Origin of the sequence: Streptomyces luteolus (assembly GCF_029968015.1) — a bacterium.
Lineage (GTDB): Bacteria > Actinomycetota > Actinomycetes > Streptomycetales > Streptomycetaceae > Streptomyces > Streptomyces luteolus.
Genome location: NZ_JASCIS010000035.1, coordinates 69,798 through 84,962, shown reverse-complemented (window position 1 = coordinate 84,962; position 15,165 = coordinate 69,798). Strand labels below are relative to the sequence as shown.

12 protein-coding genes are annotated in these 15,165 nt (G+C 71.9%); 3 read left to right on the top strand and 9 right to left on the bottom strand.

All coding sequences use genetic code 11. From position 1 onward, the window contains the following. Window positions 1–46: 46 nt before the first annotated feature. The 6 genes from hflX to miaA form a co-directional block, all read right to left on the bottom strand. Window positions 47–1,552: a GTPase HflX gene (gene hflX, locus QIT00_RS28140; RefSeq protein ID WP_282538220.1), complete on the bottom strand. Its 1,506-nt coding sequence runs from the start codon at window positions 1,550–1,552 to the stop codon at window positions 47–49. Between the two features lie 232 nt (window positions 1,553–1,784). Next, the gene (locus QIT00_RS28135) at window positions 1,785–3,338 is read right to left on the bottom strand and encodes a M1 family metallopeptidase (RefSeq protein WP_282538219.1); all 1,554 of its coding nucleotides are present in this window, start codon (window positions 3,336–3,338) and stop codon (window positions 1,785–1,787) included. A gap of 120 nt (window positions 3,339–3,458) precedes the next feature. Then, the gene (locus QIT00_RS28130; protein ID WP_282538218.1) at window positions 3,459–5,642 is read right to left on the bottom strand and encodes a RelA/SpoT family protein; all 2,184 of its coding nucleotides are present in this window, start codon (window positions 5,640–5,642) and stop codon (window positions 3,459–3,461) included. Between the two features lie 142 nt (window positions 5,643–5,784). Further along, window positions 5,785–6,669, bottom strand: a complete 885-nt coding sequence (dapF, locus tag QIT00_RS28125) for a diaminopimelate epimerase (protein WP_282538217.1) — start codon at window positions 6,667–6,669, stop codon at window positions 5,785–5,787. A gap of 130 nt (window positions 6,670–6,799) precedes the next feature. Next, on the bottom strand, window positions 6,800–7,312 hold the full coding sequence (locus tag QIT00_RS28120) for a hypothetical protein (RefSeq protein ID WP_408909865.1): 513 nt from the start codon (window positions 7,310–7,312) through the stop codon (window positions 6,800–6,802). 101 nt (window positions 7,313–7,413) lie between these two features. Further along, window positions 7,414–8,352: a tRNA (adenosine(37)-N6)-dimethylallyltransferase MiaA gene (gene miaA / locus QIT00_RS28115; protein ID WP_282538216.1), complete on the bottom strand. Its 939-nt coding sequence runs from the start codon at window positions 8,350–8,352 to the stop codon at window positions 7,414–7,416. 134 nt (window positions 8,353–8,486) lie between these two features. Between miaA and QIT00_RS28110 the strand changes: the two genes are divergently transcribed. Beyond that, window positions 8,487–8,879 carry an antitoxin gene (locus tag QIT00_RS28110; protein ID WP_282538215.1) on the top strand — a complete coding sequence of 131 codons (393 nt, stop codon included), beginning with the start codon at window positions 8,487–8,489 and terminating at the stop codon, window positions 8,877–8,879. Between the two features lie 21 nt (window positions 8,880–8,900). On the opposite strand, the gene QIT00_RS28105 is transcribed toward QIT00_RS28110, so the two are convergent. Then, window positions 8,901–9,617: a class III extradiol dioxygenase subunit B-like domain-containing protein gene (locus QIT00_RS28105; RefSeq protein ID WP_282538214.1), complete on the bottom strand. Its 717-nt coding sequence runs from the start codon at window positions 9,615–9,617 to the stop codon at window positions 8,901–8,903. A gap of 115 nt (window positions 9,618–9,732) precedes the next feature. Beyond that, window positions 9,733–11,277: a tRNA (N6-isopentenyl adenosine(37)-C2)-methylthiotransferase MiaB gene (gene miaB, locus QIT00_RS28100; RefSeq protein WP_282538213.1), complete on the bottom strand. Its 1,545-nt coding sequence runs from the start codon at window positions 11,275–11,277 to the stop codon at window positions 9,733–9,735. 112 nt (window positions 11,278–11,389) lie between these two features. On the opposite strand from miaB, the gene QIT00_RS28095 reads away from it, so the two are divergent. Further along, a complete protein-coding gene (locus QIT00_RS28095) occupies window positions 11,390–12,385 on the top strand; it encodes a TAXI family TRAP transporter solute-binding subunit (protein ID WP_282538212.1) in 996 nt (331 codons plus the stop codon). Between the two features lie 153 nt (window positions 12,386–12,538). On the opposite strand, the gene QIT00_RS28090 is transcribed toward QIT00_RS28095, so the two are convergent. Then, entirely contained in the window at window positions 12,539–13,576 is a 1,038-nt protein-coding gene (locus QIT00_RS28090; protein WP_282538211.1) for a LacI family DNA-binding transcriptional regulator, read from the bottom strand. A gap of 340 nt (window positions 13,577–13,916) precedes the next feature. On the opposite strand from QIT00_RS28090, the gene QIT00_RS28085 reads away from it, so the two are divergent. Continuing rightward, window positions 13,917–15,149: an ABC transporter substrate-binding protein gene (locus QIT00_RS28085; RefSeq protein WP_282538226.1), complete on the top strand. Its 1,233-nt coding sequence runs from the start codon at window positions 13,917–13,919 to the stop codon at window positions 15,147–15,149. Window positions 15,150–15,165: the final 16 nt, after the last annotated feature.

Genomic DNA, 15,165 nt, shown 5'->3' with positions numbered 1-15,165 from the left:
GGCTGGAGGGGGGCGGGCCTTCGTACGTACTGCTTCGCGGTGTTGCTCAGTGCTCCGCGGGGACGAACCGGGCCAGGTCCGCGGCGAGTTCGCCGTGCACCCGCGCCTTGAGCAGCGTGCCCTCCGGGAGGTGCTCCTCGGAGATCACCTCGCCCTCGGCGTGCGCGCGAGCGACGAGCCCGCCCTGCGTGTACGGAAGCAGCGCCTCGATCTGGATCTCGGGGCGGGGCAGTTCGGCGTCGATGAGCGCGAGCAGCTTCTCGATGCCGTCGCCCGTGCGGGCCGAGACCACGATCGCGTGCCGCTCGGCGCGCAGCAGGCGCTGCAGCACCAACGGGTCGGCCGCGTCCGCCTTGTTGACCACGACGATCTCGGGGACGTCCGTCGCGCCGACGTCCCTGATCACCTCGCGCACGGCGGCCAGCTGCTCCTCCGGCACGGGGTGCGAGCCGTCCACCACGTGCAGGATCAGGTCGGAGTCGCCGACCTCCTCCATCGTGGAGCGGAACGCCTCGACCAGGTGGTGCGGCAGGTGGCGCACGAACCCGACCGTGTCGGCCAGGGTGTAGAGCCGCCCGCTCGGGGTCTCCGCGCGGCGGACGGTGGGGTCAAGGGTGGCGAACAGTGCGTTCTCCACCAGGACGCCCGCGCCCGTCAGGCGGTTGAGCAGCGAGGACTTTCCGGCGTTGGTGTACCCGGCGATGGCGACCGAAGGCACCTTGTTCCTGCGCCGCTCCTGGCGCTTGATGTCGCGGCCGGTCTTCATCGCCGCGATCTCCCGGCGCATCTTCGCCATCTTCTCGCGGATCCGACGCCGGTCGGTCTCGATCTTGGTCTCACCGGGACCACGGGTGGCCATGCCGCCACCGCCGCCGCCGCCCATCTGCCGGGAGAGCGACTGACCCCAGCCGCGGAGCCTCGGCAGCATGTACTGCATCTGCGCGAGGGCCACCTGCGCCTTGCCCTCTCGGGACTTGGCGTGCTGGGCGAAGATGTCGAGGATCAGGGCGGTGCGGTCCACCACCTTGACCTTGACGACATCCTCGAGGTGGATGAGCTGGCCGGGGCTGAGCTCACCGTCACAGACGACGGTGTCGGCTCCGGTCTCGAGGACGACGTCACGCAGCTCCTGGGCCTTGCCCGAGCCGATGTACGTCGCGGGGTCGGGCTTGTCCCGGCGCTGAATGACGCCGTCGAGCACGAGCGCGCCCGCCGTCTCCGCGAGGGCGGCGAGCTCCGCGAGGGAGTTCTCCGCGTCGTCCACGGTGCCCGAGGTCCACACGCCGACGAGCACGACCCGCTCCAGGCGGAGCTGTCGGTACTCGACCTCGGTGACGTCCTCGAGCTCGGTGGAGAGGCCCGCCACACGGCGCAGAGCCGCGCGCTCGGAGCGGTCCAGCTGGTCGCCGTCCCGCGCTCCGTCGACCTCGTGGCTCCAGGCGACGTCCTCTTCCATCAGGGCATCGGCCCGAAGTCCTTCGGGGAGGTTCTGCGCGGTGCTCTGGCTCTGGCGGTCCTGCGCGTCCTGGGAAGGGGAAGAAGAGGAGGTCATTGGATCCTTACGTCGTTGGGAAGGGGGAGCCACCCGACAAGGGCGGTCCTCGTATCGGTCAACGTGCGCCCGGCCCCGGAGATTCCCGGCCTGCCGCGCCGTCGACCTGTCGATGGTCTCACGATACGCCCCGTCTCGGCACCCGAATTATTCGGTGCGTACGAACGGTCCGGTTCGGGCTCGGGTTCGGGCTCGGGCTCGGGCTGTCGCTCGGGCCGGGGCAGGGCTCGGCTCATCCGGCGTGACCGTGGGAGTGCCCCGGGGCGCCGTGGGAGTGCCCGGGGGTGGCCGTACGCGTTCCGGGCTTGCCCTTGGCCTTGGCCTTGGCCTTGGCCTTCGCGGTGCCGGACTTCCAGTCGGGGTGACCGGGCATGGGCGGCGTCTTCTTCCCGTACAGCCAGGCCTTGAAGAAGGCGCTCAGGTCGCGGCCCGCGATGCCCGAGGCGAGGTGGGTGAAGTCCGCCGTGGTCGCGGTGGAGTCCACATGCCGCCGGACCCAGGCGCGCTCCAGGCGCTCGAAGGCCGTGTGGCCGATCTCCTGGCGCAGCGCGTACAGGACGAGGGCGCTGCCGTCGTAGACGACCGGGCGGAACAGGCTGGTCTTCTGGCCGGGTTCGGGGGCCTTGGGCGCGGCGGGCGGGCCGCCGGCGGCGCGCCAGCCGTCGGAGAGGCTGTAGGCCTTCTTCATCCGCTTGCGCAGGGGCTGCTTGGCGTGCTCCTCCGCGTAGAGGGCCTCGTACCAGGTCGCGTGCCCCTCGTTCAGCCACAGGTCGGACCAGGTGCGGGGGGTGACGCTGTTGCCGAACCACTGGTGGGCCAGCTCATGGACCATGATCGAGTCGACGTACCAGCTCGGGTAATCGGGCTGCATGAAGAGCCGGCGCTCGAACAGCGACAGGGTCTGGGTCTCCAGGGCGAAGCCGGTGGTGGCGTCGGCGGCGAGGACGCCGTACGTCGCGAAGGGGTAGCGGCCGACCTTCTTCTCCATCCAGGCGATCTGGCCCGGCGTCTTCTTGAGCCACGGTTCGAGCTTCTTGCGGTCCTTGCTCGGCACGACGTCCCGGACGGGCAGCCCGTGCGGGCCCTCGCGGTGCAGGACGGCGGAGCGGCCGATGCTGACCTGGGCGAGCTCGGTGGCCATGGGGTGGTGGGTGCGGTACGTCCACGTGGTGCTCTTCGCGCCCGCGCGGCGGCCGGTCGGCAGTCCGTTGGCGACGGCGGTCAGCTGCTTGGGCGCGGTGATACGGAAGGTGAAGTACGCCTTGTCGGAGGGGTGGTCGTTGCCGGGGAAGACCCGGTGGGCGGCGTCGGCCTGGTTGGCCATGGCGAGCCCGTCGCCCGTACGCACCCAGCCGCCGTCTGCCTTGCCCGCCGGGTCGCTGGTGTGCCGCACCGTGATCCGCAGCGGGCTGCCCCGGAAGACCGGCCGGGCGGGCGTGACGACGAGGTCCTCGCCGGTGCTCGCGAACGGCGCGCGGGCCCCGTTGACCTCCACGGAGCGGACCTTGCCCTGGGTGAAGTCGAGGTTGATCTGCTGCAGGTGGTCCGTGGCGCGCGCCTCCACGACGGTGACGGCGTCCAACGGCTTGCTGTTGTCGCCCCGGTAGTGGAGCGAGATGTCGTACGCGGTGACGTCGTACCCGGGGTTGCCGAGGTGCGGGAAGAGGCGGTCGCCGATGCCGCGCGGGGCGACCGGCGAGGGCGCGCTCGCTGCGAGCAGCGAGACGGACACGGCGGAGCTGGCGGTGGCGAGGAGTGCGGCCCTGATGCGGCGCGAGAGCAACATGAACCACCGCTATCAGCACGGGCCTTGGTTGCCGTGCCGACGCGCGACCGGCCCACCCGAACGAGGTGTTCCGCCATCGGCCGACGCGCCGCCGTGCTCAGGCTGTGGCCGCCGCCTCGCTCAAGGAGTGGCCGCCGCGGGCTCCTTGCCGCGCCCCACGTCGTACACCCCCGGCACCTTGCGCATCGCCCGCATCAGGCCGGGGAGCTGGGCGGCGTCGGGGAGTTGGAGCGTGTACGAGTGCCGGACGCGGCCCTCGACCGGGGGCTCGACCGTGGCCGAGATGATGGCGGCGCCCTCCAGGGCGATGGCCTCGGTGAGGTCGGCGAGGAGGTGCGGGCGGCCGAAGGACTCGGCGATCAGCGTGACCCGGCACTCGGCGCCCTCGTCCAGCTGCGCCCAGTGCACCGCGACCGGTGCGCGCCCGGAGGCCGACATCCGCTCGACCGCCGGACACTCCACGCGGTGCACGGTGACGGCGCCGCCGCGCACGGTGAAGCCGGTGACGGCGTCAGGCGGGACCGGGGTGCAGCAGCCGGCGAGGCGGACCGTGGCGTTCGGCAGGTCGACGACGGCGTTGGCCGCGGTGGGCCGCATCGCCTCGACGGTCAGCTGGGGCCGGGGGGCCGCGGCCGCGACGACCGGGCCTTCGGGGTGCGAGCTGAGCCAGCGCCCGATGGCGATGCGGGCGGCGGGCGTACGCGTGTGGTCGAGCCACTCCGCGTCGGGGCCCGAGCCGGTCTCCGGTGGGGCGAGCAGCACATGCACGGTGTCGCCGTCCCGCAGGACCGTGCTGAGCGTCACCAGGCGGCCGTTGACCCGGGCGCCGATGCAGGCGTGGGCCTCCTCGCCGTACTGCGCGTAGGCGGCGTCGACGCAGCTGGCGCCCGCGGGGAGGTTCAGCGTGCCGCCGCCGGTGCGGTAGACGGTGATCTCGCGGTCCTGGGCGAGCTCTTCGCGCAGCGAGCTCCAGAAGGTGTCCGGGTCGGGGGCGGAGCGCTGCCAGTCGAGGAGGCGGGAGAGCCAGCCGGGGCGGGTGGGATCGACGCGCTCGCCCTCGCCGCTGTCCTCGTCCGAACCGGCGTCGTAGGGATTGCCGAGGGCGACGACTCCGGCCTCGGCGACCTTGTGCATCTGGTGGGTGCGGATGAGGACTTCGGCGACCTCGCCGTCCTGACGGGTGACCGCTGTGTGCAGCGATTGGTAGAGGTTGAACTTCGGGGTGGCGATGAAGTCCTTGAACTCGGAGATCACTGGCGTGAAGCAGGTGTGCAGTTCGCCCAGGACGCCGTAGCAGTCCGCGTCCTCGTTGACGAGGACCAGGAGGCGGCCGAAGTCGGCTCCGCGCAGCTCGCCGCGTTTGATCCGGGAGCGGTGCACGGAGACGAAGTGCCGTGGCCTGATGTGGACTTCGGCGGCGATGCCGGCCTCGCGGAGCACGGCGCGGAACTCCTCGGCGAACTCGCCGAGCGGGTTGCCGGCCGCGGCGTTCTCGGTGATGAGGGTGCGGGTCTGTGCGTACTCCTCGGGGTGGAGGATCGCGAAGACCAGGTCCTCCAGCTCCGACTTCAGGGCCTGGACACCGAGGCGTTCGGCGAGCGGGATGAGGACGTCCCGGGTGACCTTGGCGATGCGGGCCTGTTTCTCGGGGCGCATCACGCCGAGCGTGCGCATGTTGTGCAGGCGGTCGGCGAGCTTGATGGACATCACGCGGACGTCGTTGCCGGTGGCGACGAGCATTTTGCGGAAGGTCTCGGGCTCGGCCGCCGCGCCGTAGTCCACCTTCTCCAGTTTGGTGACGCCGTCGACGATGAAGCAGACCTCTTCGCCGAACTCCTCGCGTACCTGATCGAGTGTCACCTCGGTGTCCTCGACCGTGTCGTGGAGCAGCGAGGCCGTCAACGTCGTTGTCTCGGCGCCGAGTTCGGCGAGGATCAGGGTGACGGCGAGGGGGTGCGTGATGTAGGGCTCGCCGCTCTTGCGCATCTGGCCGCGGTGCGAGGACTCGGCGAGGAGATAGGCGCGGCGCAGCGGTTCGAGGTCGGCCTCGGGGTGGTGGGCGCGGTGGGCTTCGGCCACATGGCCGATCGCGTCCGGGAGGCGGCCGCGGGAGGTCGAGCCGAGGAGCGCGGCCAGGCCGATGCGGCGCAGATCGATGCGGGCGCGACCGCGTCTGCGGGGGCTCGAGGGGGGTGCGGGGGCCGCCGGGGCGGGCGTGGGCGGCGTCGCGGTGACGTGCTCGTGCACGGCCTCGCCGCCGTCCGGGGCGGTTCGCGCCGCAGTCCTCGATCCGTCCGCACTCATGGGAACCTCCGGCAGCTCGGCCGGCGGTCGGGGGCGGGGCGGCGGGTCCCCCCGTTGCCGGTGCTTGATGCTATCGAGCCCATCACGCGCCGCTCACCCGCTCTCGCTCAGCGTGAAACGGATCACCCATTCGAGCGAACGCTCACGCAATTCGGGTTTCGATCCACTCGGGAGTGATCTCGCCCTCGGCCACGATCACCGCTGGTCCGGTCATCTCGATCCCTCCGTCGGTCCGCTCGGTGATCACGAGGGTGCCACCGGGCAGATCCACTCTGTACGTCGCGGGCTCGCCGGTGTCGGACGGGCTCCGGCCGTCCCGGCGGGCGGCGGCCACGGCGACCGCGCAGGCGCCGGTGCCGCAGGAGCGGGTCTCGCCGGATCCGCGCTCGTGCACCCGCATCGCCACGTGGCCGGGGCCCCGGTCGACCACGAACTCCACGTTCACCCCGTCCGGGTAGACCGTGGCCGGGCTCGTGGGCGGGGCGTCGAAGAGCGTGCCCGCGTGGGCCAGGTCGTCCACGAAGGCGACGGCGTGCGGGTTGCCCATGTTCACGTTCAGGGCGGGCCAGCTGCGCTCGCCGACCGTGACCGTGGCCTGCTCGGCGGGGAGCTCGGCGCGGCCCATGGAGACGGTGACGGCGGCCTCGCCCTGGTCGTCGGGCTTGGCGATGTGCGCCTTCTTCACGCCGCCGCGGGTGGCGATGGCGAGGTCACCGGCCTCGATGTGACCGGCGCGCTGGAGATAGCGGGCGAAGACGCGGACGCCGTTGCCGCACATCTCGGCGATGGAGCCGTCGGCGTTGCGGTAGTCCATGAACCACTCGGCCTCGTCCGCCATGTGCCGGGCCTCGGGGTGGGCGGCGGAGCGCACGACGTGCAGCAGGCCGTCCCCGCCGATGCCCGCGCGCCGGTCGCACAGCGCGGCGACCGCCGTGGCGGGCAGCTCGACGGCGTTGTCCGGGTCGGGCACGATCACGAAGTCGTTCTCGGTGCCGTGGCCCTTGAGGAAGGCGATCCGCGTGCTCATTCCTCGATGTTACGGCCTACGGCCGGAAGCCCTCGCCCGGCCTGTGGGTAGCTGTGATTCCGCTTCTGCCGCGCTGCGGGACGGACCCTGACATGCGGGACGGACCCTGGCAAGCGTCCGAATGCGCAGGTCAGCGCAGCCGGGCCACGCGCCAGACCGCGAGGACCGCGAGAGCGGCGACGACCACGGCGTACAGGGCGATCACGCGCCAGTCGGCCCGGCCGCCGGAGCCCCGGACGGGCAGTCCGGGCCAGGTGTGGCCGACGCGGCGGGCGGCCATCAGGCCCCAGCCCGCGGCGCAGCTGCACAGGAGCAGGCCGAGCATGGCGACGACCGGGCCGCCCTCGCCGAACTCGAAGGCGAGCGGGAAGGCGAACATCAGGGAGCCGGTGGCGGCGAGGATCACGATGGGGGCGAGCTGCCAGATCCGCAGCCTGCGCCGGGGCCGCAGCTCGACCTCGACCTCGGAGCCGGTCACGCCGTCGGGCACGTGCTCGTCCAGCTCGTCGGGGCCGTCCGCGACGACGCCGTCCGGGGTCGCGCGGGGGCTGTCGGCAGGCGTGCGGGAAGCGTCAGGACCGTCGGGACTGAGCTGTCCCGGTTCCTCGTGTGCGGTGTCGCGAGGGCCGGCCTCCATCGCCACGCGCCCTCCCAACTCGGCTCCACTGGCTCGATCGAAGCTTGATGATGGCACGCCCCCGGGAGCCCGGATGACCGCCGGAGCGTCCCGATGCCATCACGTGATCAGGCTGTAACCGCTCGTTCGACCAACGCCAGGGCACGGCCTCGGAGTTCCCCCCGGTCCGCGGCGGCGCCGCTGAGCCAGTGCACCCGCGGATCCCGTCGGAACCAGGAGTCCTGGCGGCGCGCGAAGCGCTTGGTGGCGCGGATCGTCTCGGCGCGCGCCTCGTCCTCGGTGCACTCCCCCGCGAGCGCCGCGAGCACCTGCTGGTAGCCGAGCGCGCGGGAGGCGGTGCGCCCCTCGCGCAGGCCCTGGCGCTCCAGGGTGCGCACCTCGTCGACGAGGCCGTCCGCCCACATCCGGTCGACCCGGACGGCGATCCGCTCGTCGAGCTCGGGCCGCGCCACGTCGACGCCGATCTGCACGGTGTCGTAGACGGAGTCGTGGCCGGGGAGGTTGGCGGTGAAGGGGCGGCCGGTGATCTCGATGACCTCCAGGGCGCGGACGATGCGGCGGCCGTTGCTCGGCAGGATCGCCTGGGCGGCCTCCGGGTCGGCGGCGGCGAGCCGGGCGTGCAGGGCGCCGGAGCCGCGCAGGGTCAGCTCTTCCTCCAGGGCGGCGCGGACGTCGGGGTCGGTGCCGGGGAACTCCAACTGGTCGACGGCGCCCCGGACGTAGAGCCCGGAGCCGCCGACGAGGATCGGCCAGCGGCCCTCGGCGAGCAGCCGGTCGATCTCGGCGCGGGCGAGCTTCTGGTACTCGGCGACGCTGGCCGCGACCGTGACGTCCCAGATGTCGAGCAGGTGGTGCGGGACGCCGCCGCGCTCCTCGGGGGTGAGCTTGGCGGTGCCGATGTCCATCCCCCGGTACAGCTGCATCGAGTCGGCGTTGACGACCTCTCCGCCGAGCTGCCCGGCGAGGAAGACGCCGAGATCGGACTTGCCTGCCGCGGTGGGGCCGACGACTGCGATGACCCGGGGGGTGTTTGCTGCGCTGCTCACCGCCCCAGTCTCCCAAACGCGGGCGTGTGCCGGTTCCACAGGCGATGCGGTCCACCGCTGCGACCTACGCGCATTTTCGCCGGTACGAGTACGTTTGGAGAGGTTAGACCGGAATTGTCGGAAGAGGTGGACCCATGAGCTTTCTGGACACGCTGAAGGCCAAGCTCGCCCCGGCCAAGGACAAGGCCGCGGGCCTCGCCAAGGAGCACGGGGACAAGATCGACCACGGCCTGGACAAGGTCGCGCGGACGGTCGACCAGCGGACCAAGGGCAAGTACAGCGACAAGATCCAGTCCAGTACGGGCAAGGCGAAGGAGGGGCTCCACCGGTTCGCGGACAAGGGCGACGACACGCAGGGTCCGGGCGGCGCACCCGGCCCGGGCGGGACAGCGGGTCCGGGTGACACGCCCGGCCCGGGCGGGACAGCGGGTCCGGGCGGCGCACCCGGCCCGGGCGGCGCACCTGGCCCGGGCGGCACGGGCACTCCGCCTCCGCCGCCGGGCGCGGGCGGACCGACCACGGGCTGAGACACCCTGGGACCAGGCGGCCTAGGACCAGGCGGCCACCAAGTACCCCACCCCGTAAGGCGCTTCGTCGTAGAGGAGCGCTCCGCTGAGGCCGGCGCCCTCGGCGGCGCCCGCGAGGACCTGCCAGGGGGCGCGGCCCGCCGCCTTCAGCTCGTACGCGAGTTCCGTGTCGAGGGACGTGAGGGCGGCCAGGTCGGCGGCGCCGAGTGCGCGGGCGGCCTCGGTGTCGAAGGCGGCGGCGCGTTCGTCGAGGTAGCCGGGGGCCTTGAGGGTGCGGCAGGCGCTGGCGTCACCCATGACGAGGAGGGCCACGCGCTCGCCCTGTGCGGCGAGTTCGCGTCCCGCCTCGACGCAGCGCTCGGTGGACAGGGGCTCGCCCACGCCGAGTCCGGTGACGGGCGCGGACGACCAGGTGGCGCGCTCCAGGAGCCAGGCGCCGACGGCGAGGGACGCGGGGAGTTCGCGGTCGGCGGGGGCGGCCGGGTCGGCGGGGCCGAGGTGGACGTCGAGGTCCACGCCGAAGCCGCGGAAGCTGCCGCGGGCGCCCTGCGGGTGGGTGCCGCGGCGGCTCTGCTCGGCCGGGCCGACGACGATCAGCCGGTCCGGGCGGGCGGCGGCGAGCACGGCGACCGCGTCGGCGCAGGCGGCGCGGGCCTCGGCCAGTTCACCGGCGGCGCCTGCGGCGACCTCCGGCACGAGGAGCGGTGGACAGGGGCAGACGGCTGCGGCAACGAGCATGATCGGCAGGGTAGCTGGCCGCGGTGTGCCGCAGCCTGTACGGGCACCGGCGGCAGGCGCCCGTACAGGAGGCACCCGTAACGGCAGGTCCGCGTTGCGGCAGGTCCGTGAACGGTCAGTCGCAGCCGCAGCCCGAAGGGGCCGGAGCCGCCTGCGGGGCGGGGGCGCCGATGGTGGGCAGGCCCAGCATGACGCCGGCGGGCTTCGCGGCCTCGGCGGCGTTGCGCTTCGCCCAGGCGTCGCCCGCGCGGGTGCGGCGCACGTCGAGGACGGGGCCCTCGGCGAGCAGGTGGTGCGGGGCGGCGTAGGTGATCTCGACCGTGACGACGTCGCCGGGGCGGACCTCGGCGTCCGGCTTGGTGAAGTGCACCAGGCGGTTGTCGGGGGCGCGGCCGGAGAGGCGGTGCGTCGTGCCGTCCTTGCGGCCCTCGCCCTCGGCGACCATCAGCTCCAGCGTGCGGCCGACCTGCTTCTTGTTCTCCGCCCAGGAGATCTCCTCCTGGAGCGCGACGAGGCGCTCGTACCGCTTCTGCACGACCTCCTTGGGGATCTGGCCCTCCATCTCGGCGGCGGGCGTGCCGGGGCGCTTGGAGTACTGGAAGGTGAAGGCGTTCGCGAAGCGGGCCTCGCGCACGGCGTGCATCGTCTGCTCGAAGTCCTCCTCGGTCTCGCCGGGGAAGCCCACGATGATGTCGGTGGAGATCGCCGCGTCCGGCATGGCGGCGCGGACCTTCTCGATGATGCCGAGGAAGCGCTCCTGGCGGTACGAGCGGCGCATCGCCTTCAGGACCGGGTCGGAGCCGGACTGCAGCGGCATGTGCAGCTGGGGCATCACGTTCGGCGTCTCGGCCATGGCGGCGATCACGTCGTCGGTGAAGTCGCGCGGGTGCGGGGACGTGAAGCGGACGCGCTCCAGGCCCTCGATCTTCCCGCAGGCGCGGAGCAGCTTGCTGAACGCCTCGCGGTCCCCGATGTCGGAGCCGTACGCGTTGACGTTCTGGCCGAGCAGCGTGATCTCGGAGACGCCCTCGGCGACCAGGGCCTCGATCTCGGCGAGGATGTCGCCGGTCCTGCGGTCCTTCTCCTTGCCGCGCAGCGCGGGCACGATGCAGAAGGTGCAGGTGTTGTTGCAGCCCACGGAGATCGACACCCACGCGGCGTACGCGCTCTCGCGCCGCGTCGGCAGCGTCGAGGGGAAGGCCTCAAGCGACTCGGCGATCTCGACCTGCGCCTCTTCCTGGACGCGGGCGCGCTCCAGGAGGACGGGGAGCTTGCCGATGTTGTGCGTGCCGAAGACGACGTCGACCCAGGGGGCCTTCTTGACGATCGTCTCGCGGTCCTTCTGCGCGAGGCAGCCGCCGACGGCGATCTGCATGCCGGGGCGCCTGGTCTTCATCGGGGCGAGCCGGCCGAGGTTGCCGTAGAGCCGGTTGTCGGCGTTCTCGCGGACCGCGCAGGTGTTGAACACGACGACGTCGGCGTCACCGTCGGCGCCTTCGGGCGCGCGCACGTAGCCTGCGTCCTCGAGGAGGCCGGAGAGCCGCTCCGAGTCGTGGACGTTCATCTGGCACCCGTAGGTCCGCACTTCATAGCTCTTCGGAACGGCTACGTCCTGTGCCTGCTTGTCGTCCACGGTCTCACTCCGGCCCACGCTGGTCATACGGACAAGGGTAAGGGGGTCCGGGGGAGCGTCGGGACGAGAGGCGGGGTCAGGGCCGCAAGCGCGAGGGAGCCCTGGTCGGCAGGTGGGGTGAGCTGGCAGGATCGCGGTCATGTCGCAGGCACTCCCCCGGATCAGCAGGCGCCGCGCCCTGCAGGGCTCCGCGGCCGCCCTGGTGGTCTTCGGGCTGCTGCTCTGGTGGCTGCTGCCGCTCGGCGAGTCATCGCCGGGCGGGAAGGTGGTCTTCAGTACGGGCCTGCAGTCGGGCGTCTACCAGCGGTACGGGCAGCTCCTCCAGACCGCCGCCGCCGACGATCTGCCCGACCTCGACCTGGAGCTGATGCAGAGCGAGGGCTCGCAGACGAACGTGGCGCGGGTCGCTGCGGGCAAGGCCGACTACACGATCGCGGCGGCCGACGCGGTGGAGAAGTACCGCCTGGAGGAGCGCCCCGGCTGGCAGCGCCTGCGCGGCTGCGCCCGGCTCTACGACGACTACGTCCAACTCGTCGTGAAGCACGACTCGACCGTGACGCGGGCCGCCGATCTGCGCGGCAAGCGGGTCGCCGTCGGCCAGGAGGGCTCGGGCGTACGGCTGATCGCGGAGCGGGTCCTGCGGGCGGCGGGGCTCGACCCCGAGAAGGACGTCGAGGCCGAGCCGAGCGGCATAAACAAGGCGCCGGAGCAGCTGGAGAAGGGCGAGATCGAGGCGTTCTTCTGGTCCGGCGGGCTGCCCACGACCATCGTGCGGGAGCTGTCGGAGCGCGCCGACATCCGCCTGGTCCGCCTGGACGACCTGGTCAAGGGCCTGCACAAGCAGGGCGGTGCCTCGCGGTACTACCGGGCCGCGGTGATGCCCGCCGACGCGTACCCGGGCATGCGGGAGAACACCCCGGTGCCGACGATCGCGGTGGCCAACCTCCTGGTCACCACCGACCGCGCGGATTCGGCTCTGACCGAGCGTCTGACCCGTACGGTGATCGACAGCCGGGACCACATCGGCCGCAAGGTCCACGCGGCCCAGCTGGTGGATCTGCGTACGGCGATCTACACGGACCCGCTGTCGCTGCACGATGGCGCTCGCCGCTATTACCGGTCGGTCAAGCCGTAGTCGTAGCACCGGCGCCGGGTGGCCTCAGCGGGCAGCTCCTGGGGCTGCGCCCCCGGGCCCCGCTTCTCGGCCGTCGTTCGGCTTTCGCGCCGCCGTGGCCGGTCGCGCAGTTCCCCGCGCCCCTTAAAAGCAGCCCCTCCGGCGGGGAGGGGATCAAACGCCTCGCACCCCCACCCGCCCCGTACTCTCCCGCGGCTCCAACCGAGGAAGCTCCGCCTGGATACTGCGGACCGGCCCCCCGTCGAGCCGGTCGAGAAGCTCCTGTGCGGCCAGGCGGCCGAACCCCGACGTGTCCCGGACGAGCGCGGTCAGGCGGGGGTGCGTGACGCGGCAGAGGGCCGAGTCGTCCCAGGCCACGATGGACAGTTCGGCCGGTACGGCGGTGCCGCGCTCGGCGGCGACGGAGGCGCCCGCGACGGCCATCACGTCGTTGTCGTAGATGATCGCGGTCGGCGGTTCGGCCTCGTCGAGGATGCGCCGGGTGGCCTCGGCGCCCTCCGCGTCGGAGTAGTCGGTGGTGACCGAGCGGGCGTCGGTGAGGCCGAGCCGGGAGGCCTCCGTACGCAGTGAGCTGATCCGGCGTTCGGTGTGGGCGAGGCCGGGCAGTCCGGCGACGTGCACGACGCGGCGGTGTCCGAGCTCGTGGAGGTGCGCGAGTACGGAGGCCATGGCGGCGGAGTCGTCGGCCCACACCGTGGACAGCTCGGCGGAGCCCGAACCCGACGCGGGCGCGCCGATGACCACGGCGGGCAGGCCGAGCGAGGAGAGCAGGGCGGGCCGCGGATCGTGCGCGCGCGGGTCCACGATGAGCACGCCGTCGACCCGCTTCTCGGCCCACCAGCGCCGGTGCACCGCGCACTCGGCGTCGATGTCCTCGACCACCTGGAACAGCAGCGCCACCTTCCGGGAGGCGAGCACTTCCTGTACGCCGGAGACGAGTTGGAGGAAGAACGACTCGACGCCCAGGGTGTGCGCGGGCCGCGCGAGCACGAGGCCGACGCACCCGGCGCGCAGCCCCGACAGGGCGCGGGCGGCGCTGTTGGGCTGCCAGCCGAGCTCTTCGGCGACGCGCTGGACGCGGTCCCTGGTGCCCTGGGAGACCCCCGGCCTGCCGTTGAGCGCGAAGGAGACGGCGCTCTCCGAGACCCCTGCCCGGCGCGCGATGTCCTTGATGGTGGGGCGACGCGTCATGTCATGGGCTCCTCGTGCTCCTCTACGTATACGCGGTATACGCGGTATTTAAGCTAAACCGCATTAGCTCCTCAAGCCCCCGCCTCACTCGAAGCCGGGCCAATGGCCAGCAGCAAAGCGTCGGTTGGGCCCGGACCATTGACACCGCTAAACCGCATTAGTAGAACTTCGGTTGCGCGCATCCGAGTTGTTTCCGGTCCGAGCAGAGGAGCCGCAAGCCATGCGCATATCCCGTCGACAAGAGCGCCGCGCGGCCCGCCATACAGCCCGCCGCGCGGCCCGCCGTACAGCCCGCCGTGCCGCCACCACGACCGCGATCGCCACGGCGTGCGCACTCGTCATGGCGGCCTGCGGGGCGTCCGGCGGTGCCGGCTCGGACAGCGCGTCCGGCAAGGTCGAGGGCACGGTCGAGTTCCAGACCTGGAACCTCAGAACCAACTTCAAGAAGTACTTCGAGGGCCTCATCGCCGACTTCGAGCAGAAGCACCCGGGCACGAAGGTCGAGTGGATCGACCAGCCCGCCGAGAACTACGCCGACAAGCTCAGCGCCGACGCCGCCGGCGGCACCCTGCCCGATGTCGTGAACGTCTCCCCCGACCTCGCCGTCCCGCTGGCGAAGGCGGGCCTCGCCCTGGACCTGGACAAGGCGGCCGGCAAGTACAGGGACGAATACCTCGACGGCGCCTGGAAGAGCCACCAAATACCGGGCATGGAGGGCACGTACGCCTTTCCCTGGTATCTGAACACCGGCCCGATGTTCTACAACAAGAAGCTGTTCAAGGAGGCGGGCCTCGACCCCGAGAAGCCGCCGACGACGTACGACCGGCTCTTCGAGGACGCCAAGGAGATGGCGGACCGGAGCAAGGGCAGGATCGCGATGCTCGGCAACGCCCCGGCGATCGAGGACTTCGGCCGCTACGGCGTGCCGCTCATGGACGAGCAGGGCACGAAGTTCACCTTCGACGACGCGAAGGGCGTCGAACTCCTCAAGAAGTACAAGGAGTTGTACGACGTGGGCGCCCTCGACTCGCAGGCCCTGACCAACGAGGCCGAGGCGACGGGCCGCAAGTTCCAGCAGCAGTCCATCGCCATGAACCCGGGCAGCGCCCTGGATCTGGGCAAGTTCAAGAAGGAGGCGCCGAGCCTCTACAAGAACATCGGCATCACGCCCGCGGTGAGCAACACCGGCAAGGACAACATGTACGTGCAGGGCCTGATGGTGAACGCGCGGAGCGAGGTCAAGCCGGCGGCTGTCGCGTTCGCGCACTTCGTGACCAACGCCGAGAACCAGATGGACTTCGCGCACGAGGTCACGGTCTTCCCGTCCACCGAGGGCAGCCTCGACGACCCGTTCTTCACCGAGGAGGACGGAACGGACGAGACGCGGGTGCGGGTGGCGGCCGCCAAGTCCCTGAAGACCGCGGTGAATTACACCCCGGTGCTGTTCAGCGACCAGATGAAGACGGTCCTGCGCAACGAGGTCGCCAAGGCCATGCAGGGCGAGAAGTCCCCGCGGCAGGCCTTGGACGACGCCGTGGCCGAGTGCGACCGGCTCCTGAAGAGCGCGGGCTGAGACGGGACGTACCGCA

Coding starts and splice junctions, on each gene's coding strand:
- hflX (WP_282538220.1), bottom strand. CDS start 1,552: ATGACCTCCTCTTCTTCCCCTTCCCAGGACGCGCAGGACCGCCAGAGC.
- QIT00_RS28135 (WP_282538219.1), bottom strand. CDS start 3,338: ATGTTGCTCTCGCGCCGCATCAGGGCCGCACTCCTCGCCACCGCCAGC.
- QIT00_RS28130 (WP_282538218.1), bottom strand. CDS start 5,642: ATGAGTGCGGACGGATCGAGGACTGCGGCGCGAACCGCCCCGGACGGC.
- dapF (WP_282538217.1), bottom strand. CDS start 6,669: ATGAGCACGCGGATCGCCTTCCTCAAGGGCCACGGCACCGAGAACGAC.
- QIT00_RS28110 (WP_282538215.1), top strand. CDS start 8,487: ATGAGCTTTCTGGACACGCTGAAGGCCAAGCTCGCCCCGGCCAAGGAC.
- QIT00_RS28105 (WP_282538214.1), bottom strand. CDS start 9,617: ATGCTCGTTGCCGCAGCCGTCTGCCCCTGTCCACCGCTCCTCGTGCCG.
- miaB (WP_282538213.1), bottom strand. CDS start 11,277: ATGACCAGCGTGGGCCGGAGTGAGACCGTGGACGACAAGCAGGCACAG.
- QIT00_RS28095 (WP_282538212.1), top strand. CDS start 11,390: ATGTCGCAGGCACTCCCCCGGATCAGCAGGCGCCGCGCCCTGCAGGGC.
- QIT00_RS28090 (WP_282538211.1), bottom strand. CDS start 13,576: ATGACGCGTCGCCCCACCATCAAGGACATCGCGCGCCGGGCAGGGGTC.
- QIT00_RS28085 (WP_282538226.1), top strand. CDS start 13,917: ATGGCGGCCTGCGGGGCGTCCGGCGGTGCCGGCTCGGACAGCGCGTCC.